The 4,159-nt window shown below is 44.2% G+C and carries 9 protein-coding genes; 4 read left to right on the top strand and 5 right to left on the bottom strand.

Annotation, left to right across the window (positions count from 1 at the left end; genetic code table 11):
- Window positions 1–226 precede the first annotated feature (226 nt).
- A complete protein-coding gene (locus tag F6K20_RS27035; protein ID WP_287251683.1) occupies window positions 227–514 on the bottom strand; it encodes a BrnA antitoxin family protein in 288 nt (95 codons plus the stop codon).
- Window positions 498–731, bottom strand: coding sequence for a BrnT family toxin (locus F6K20_RS27030; protein ID WP_287251682.1), 234 nt, complete (start codon window positions 729–731; stop codon window positions 498–500). The genes F6K20_RS27035 and F6K20_RS27030 overlap by 17 nt, the downstream gene beginning before the upstream one ends.
- Between F6K20_RS27030 and F6K20_RS27025 the strand changes: the two genes are divergently transcribed.
- Window positions 719–1,072, top strand: a complete 354-nt coding sequence (locus F6K20_RS27025; protein ID WP_287296703.1) for a hypothetical protein — start codon at window positions 719–721, stop codon at window positions 1,070–1,072. The genes F6K20_RS27030 and F6K20_RS27025 overlap by 13 nt on opposite strands.
- A 471-nt stretch (window positions 1,073–1,543) precedes the next feature.
- On the opposite strand, the gene F6K20_RS27020 is transcribed toward F6K20_RS27025, so the two are convergent.
- On the bottom strand, window positions 1,544–2,029 hold the full coding sequence (locus F6K20_RS27020) for a DUF7689 domain-containing protein (RefSeq protein ID WP_287296701.1): 486 nt from the start codon (window positions 2,027–2,029) through the stop codon (window positions 1,544–1,546).
- On the bottom strand, window positions 2,023–2,451 hold the full coding sequence (locus tag F6K20_RS27015; protein WP_287251678.1) for a hypothetical protein: 429 nt from the start codon (window positions 2,449–2,451) through the stop codon (window positions 2,023–2,025). Before F6K20_RS27015 ends, F6K20_RS27020 begins: the two co-directional genes overlap by 7 nt.
- Before the next feature lie 134 nt (window positions 2,452–2,585).
- Between F6K20_RS27015 and F6K20_RS27010 the strand changes: the two genes are divergently transcribed.
- Window positions 2,586–2,720, top strand: a complete 135-nt coding sequence (locus F6K20_RS27010) for a hypothetical protein (protein WP_287264974.1) — start codon at window positions 2,586–2,588, stop codon at window positions 2,718–2,720.
- 23 nt (window positions 2,721–2,743) lie between these two features.
- On the opposite strand, the gene F6K20_RS27005 is transcribed toward F6K20_RS27010, so the two are convergent.
- Window positions 2,744–3,046 carry a DUF433 domain-containing protein gene (locus tag F6K20_RS27005; protein WP_287296700.1) on the bottom strand — a complete coding sequence of 101 codons (303 nt, stop codon included), beginning with the start codon at window positions 3,044–3,046 and terminating at the stop codon, window positions 2,744–2,746.
- A 35-nt stretch (window positions 3,047–3,081) separates the two neighbouring features.
- On the opposite strand from F6K20_RS27005, the gene F6K20_RS27000 reads away from it, so the two are divergent.
- Window positions 3,082–3,255, top strand: coding sequence for a hypothetical protein (locus F6K20_RS27000; protein WP_287296698.1), 174 nt, complete (start codon window positions 3,082–3,084; stop codon window positions 3,253–3,255).
- Between the two features lie 251 nt (window positions 3,256–3,506).
- The gene (locus F6K20_RS26995; RefSeq protein WP_287296696.1) at window positions 3,507–4,082 is read left to right on the top strand and encodes an REP-associated tyrosine transposase; all 576 of its coding nucleotides are present in this window, start codon (window positions 3,507–3,509) and stop codon (window positions 4,080–4,082) included.
- Window positions 4,083–4,159 lie beyond the last annotated feature (77 nt).

Genomic DNA, 4,159 nt, shown 5'->3' with positions numbered 1-4,159 from the left:
GGCAAATTCTGTACGGAAGGCAATAAGATCAGTTATCATGTCCATTTGCCCACCAAACCATTGCGCTTTCATCTGGGTAGTGCGTACGCATTCGGTGCGGTTGTGCGTACGCATTCGGTTGGGTAGTTGGGTAGTTGGGTAGGGTGGGCAAATCATCAACGTCATACCAATAGGAGCGCGTGTACATGTCCATTTGCCCACCCTACTACAAGAGTGCGATCGCGCACTACTTGAGCGGCGATTGGCCATAGGCCACGCTACGCGATCGCACTGATAATTCTTCACGAAGAATACGGCGTAGATCCCCTTGGGTGAGAGGTTGCTCAGAAGGGCACTGGAGATGTTTTTTTAAAGCCTCATTTATTAGAGTCTGATAACCAATTCCAGCCGTTTCGGCCTGTTCTCGAAAATTGGCAAGAATTTCATCATCGAGATAAATAGTAATGCGTGTTTTTCCTTTAGAAGAAATTACAGCTCCTCGTTTTCCTTTAGAAAAATCATATTCCTTTCTCATAAGCTTTTGTCTCCTGTTTTGTGGCGCGACGAGCAGAAATTAGTCGAATCACCTCACCGCGCATGGTATATACAACGACCAATGGTAATCCAGAGTTTCCTATTCCCACTGCGATGAAACGTTCTTCACTAATCGAATCTGGATCAATGTCATGAATGGCAAGGGGATCGAAAAACACCATTTCAGCTTCGCTTAGGAAACACCATGCTTTTGCCAATTGGTTTTTGCAATTCTTGGATCATATTCAAAGGTCATACATATAATATATGTATAACAGAAAGTCGAGTCAAGATTCATGGTGTGGCGTGGCAAGCCTTAAATGTTGCTTCAGTGCGTACGCATTCGGAGCGGGTAGGGTGGGCAAATACTAAACGGAAGGCAATTTCATCTCGAACCCAAGACCATTTGCCCACCAAACAAGCCACGACAGTAGGGTGGGCAAATTATGTAGTGCGTACGCATTCGGAGCGGGTAGGGTGGCAGGGTAAGCGCAAGAAAAAATGGCTCATAATGTGCATTGGCTGGATATCGGTTGAGCGTCGCTCGAAACCCCTATAATCTCGTAGAACTTTACTCGCAATAGAGTTAATTTGTTGAGAATGACGCGGTGTTTTTGTCAATAAGCCACGGCTTATTGATTCTTGCGCTTACCCTGGGTAGGGTGGGCAAATACTAAACGGAAGGCAATTTCATCTCGAACCCAAGACCATTTGCCCACCAAACAAGATCCGCGATTGGCCGTAGCCACGACAGTAGGGTGGGCAAATTATGTAGGGAAAGGCAATTTCATCAAAGTGTCATGTTCATTTGCCCACCAAACAAGATCAGCGATTGGCCGTAGGCCACGCTACGGGATGAAGCGTTCGCAAAGCGTGGCCTACGGCCTCAGCTTCCGCGCTTGTGCGTACGCATTCGGTGCGGTTGTGCGATCACATTCGGTTCGGTAGTTGGGTAGTAGAGTAGGGTGGGCAAATAATGAATGTGGGGTAGGGTGGGCACATAATCAAAGTAATACCATTTGATCACCAATCATCGACCTTTGCCGACCCTACTACCTACTTTTCGCTTCATAACTTGGGCGACTTGACCGTATCTTTCTCCAGTTAACCCTTCTAATGTATCATGTTCAATATCCTCATCCTGTCCTAATTTACTCGTCCATTTTCCGTTTAATAATTGTCTAGCCACATGAGTGGGTTGACCATTTAACATGTAAATGGCTATTTTTTGATAATTTTCTTCTAAATCCGGGGTTTCACAGATTACATAACCAAGAGTTTCAAAAGCTTTAATAAAAGCCAAAAGTGTCTCAACTCTTGGAACATTAACGGGCCAATAACTCTCTTTCATTGGATCTGGCCACCACCATCTTTGAGTATCTTCAGCCGCCCAAGCCACACAATTATAATCAATTGTATCAGCACTGGTAATGTGATAATTTGTAGAGGCTAAATTAGGATAATCCCTTTCAATCCATTGTCTGACTTGCGATAACCACGCCTCATTTCCTACCATTTATAACCGTTACGGACTCCCCAATTTAGCCATGCTTTGATCATTTCTTGAGTATTCCCCTGATGTTCTTCTTGAACAGGATCTTCTCTAGTAATGGATTTTAAAGCCCAAAACCACCGTCCAGATTTTTGTTCAAGTTCCCTTAATAATAACGGAATTGCTTCTTTTCCCATGCCAATAATTTGTTGATAAGCAGGATGCATAGCTGCTTGAGTGGTTGATGAAATTCCTCTGGTTTCTTCCCGCCACTGGTCAACGAGTTGCCTAAACGTTTGTTCGATATCTTCTTGAATTAGGGACATTTTCTCTCCATTTTGTGGTTGTAAGTAGGGGTAGGGTGGGCAAATCATCAACGTCATACCAATTGTTCCGTTATCATGTCCATTTGCCCACCAAACCTGAATGTGTGGTAGGGTGGGCAAATAATCAACGTAATACCAATTGATCAGTTATCATATCCATTTGCCCACCCTACTACAAGAGTGTGATCGCACTGCTCCCTGCTCCCTGTGCCAAAGTGTTGATTTAGCATAACAAGTACGGAAGAGCCGAATTTTTGATGCTATATTCCCTACTCCCTACTCCCTACTCCCTACTCCCTACTCCCTTGAGCTTCCCCTGTCGAGACAACATTCACGTTGCGAAGACGCAAGGCCGTTATCAGATCGCTATCCATGGTATCTTCATCTAAATAAAGACGAATTTGTGTCATTTTTAGGGTTTGGTTGCCTGATAATGTTGTTTGGCGAGTTCTTCATAGGCGGTTTGTTCGGCTGCTATATCTTGGTCTATTTCCTGACGGTTAGCATGATAATACGTTAAGGCGGCATAAATTTGAGTGATTGTTAGGTGATTTAATCGTCTGGCTATTTCTTCGGCGTTGTTACCTTGATTATATAGGCAAGCAATTCGGCGCACAGAGGTTCGAGTTCCTGCAATGACTGGACGATTACTATTTGGATCAGTTGTGATCTCGCAAGCCAATGTCGGTAAGAGTTGCCAAGGGGTTTCGACCATAGATATGGGGGGTTTTTCCCTTATTTTAAAATATAGTGCGATCGCATTCAGTAGGGGTTTGGTGGGCAAATACTAAACGGAAGGCAATTTCATCAGGAACCCTTGACCATTTGCCCACCCTACAAGATCCGCGATCGCACTACAATAGTGCGATCGCATTCCGTCGGGTAGGGTGGGCAAATCATGATAGTTTGGCAATTTCATCATAGTGTCATGCCCATTTGCCCACCCGACAAGGTCAGTGCGATCGCATTCCGTCGGGTAGGGTGGCCAAATTCTGATAGCTTGGCAATTTCATCATAGTGTCATGCCCATTTGCCCACCCGACAAGGTCAGTTGTAGGGTGGGCAAATTATCATTGTAATACCATTTGATAGCGTGCTCATCCCCATTTGCCCACCCTACTCTGAATCGGGATTAAACTGAAACAGACGATGCTCGCCACCATCAATATCTCAATATGTCGAACTATCGTCGTTCTTATGTGCCAGGAGGAGTATTTTTTCTGACAATAGTCACTTATCGCCGTATTCCTCTATTTTCAGATGTTAAGAATATATCTCGGTTACGGAAGGCGATCGCAAAAATGCGGACAGAAAAACCCTTTGACATCACAGCAGCCGTTGTGTTACCGGATCATCTTCATTTTATCTGGTCGTTACCACCGGATGATTCTAATTATTCTCAGCGAGTCTCTCGGTTTAAGGTGTTATTTACCCGCTCTTTACCGGGAAAACGCTCATTTTCGGTAGATGTTTCCCCTTCTCGTCGTAAGCATCGAGAAAGCAATGTCTGGCAACGTCGGTTTTGGGAGCATACAATTCGTGATGACCATGATTTACACCGACATTTAGATTATATTCACTATAATCCAGTTAAACATGGTTTGGTGTCTTGTCCTCATTTGTGGGAATATTCCAGTTTTCACAAATGGGTGGAGCGAGGCAAGTATGAACCCGATTGGGGGTGTTGTTGTGGGAGTAATTTACCACAAGTTCTAGATTTTAGCGATTTAGAAGATAAAGCAGGGGAGTAGGGTGGGCAAATAATGAAAGTGAGGTAGGATGGGCAAATTATCAAAGTTTTACCAATTGATCATCAATCATTTCCATA

It is taken from the genome of Moorena sp. SIO2C4 (assembly GCF_010672485.1).
Classification (GTDB): Bacteria; Cyanobacteriota; Cyanobacteriia; order Cyanobacteriales; family Coleofasciculaceae; genus Moorena; species Moorena producens.
The sequence above is the reverse complement of the archived record's forward strand: the minus strand, read 5'-3'. Positions and strand labels throughout refer to the sequence as shown.

Excerpts from the sequence above, each read along its gene's own strand:
- F6K20_RS27020 (WP_287296701.1), bottom strand. The coding sequence starts at position 2,029 with ATGGTAGGAAATGAGGCGTGGTTATCGCAAGTCAGACAATGGATTGAA.
- F6K20_RS27025 (WP_287296703.1), top strand. The coding sequence starts at position 719 with ATGCTTTTGCCAATTGGTTTTTGCAATTCTTGGATCATATTCAAAGGT.
- F6K20_RS26995 (WP_287296696.1), top strand. The coding sequence starts at position 3,507 with ATGTCGAACTATCGTCGTTCTTATGTGCCAGGAGGAGTATTTTTTCTG.
- F6K20_RS27005 (WP_287296700.1), bottom strand. The coding sequence starts at position 3,046 with ATGGTCGAAACCCCTTGGCAACTCTTACCGACATTGGCTTGCGAGATC.
- F6K20_RS27035 (WP_287251683.1), bottom strand. The coding sequence starts at position 514 with ATGAGAAAGGAATATGATTTTTCTAAAGGAAAACGAGGAGCTGTAATT.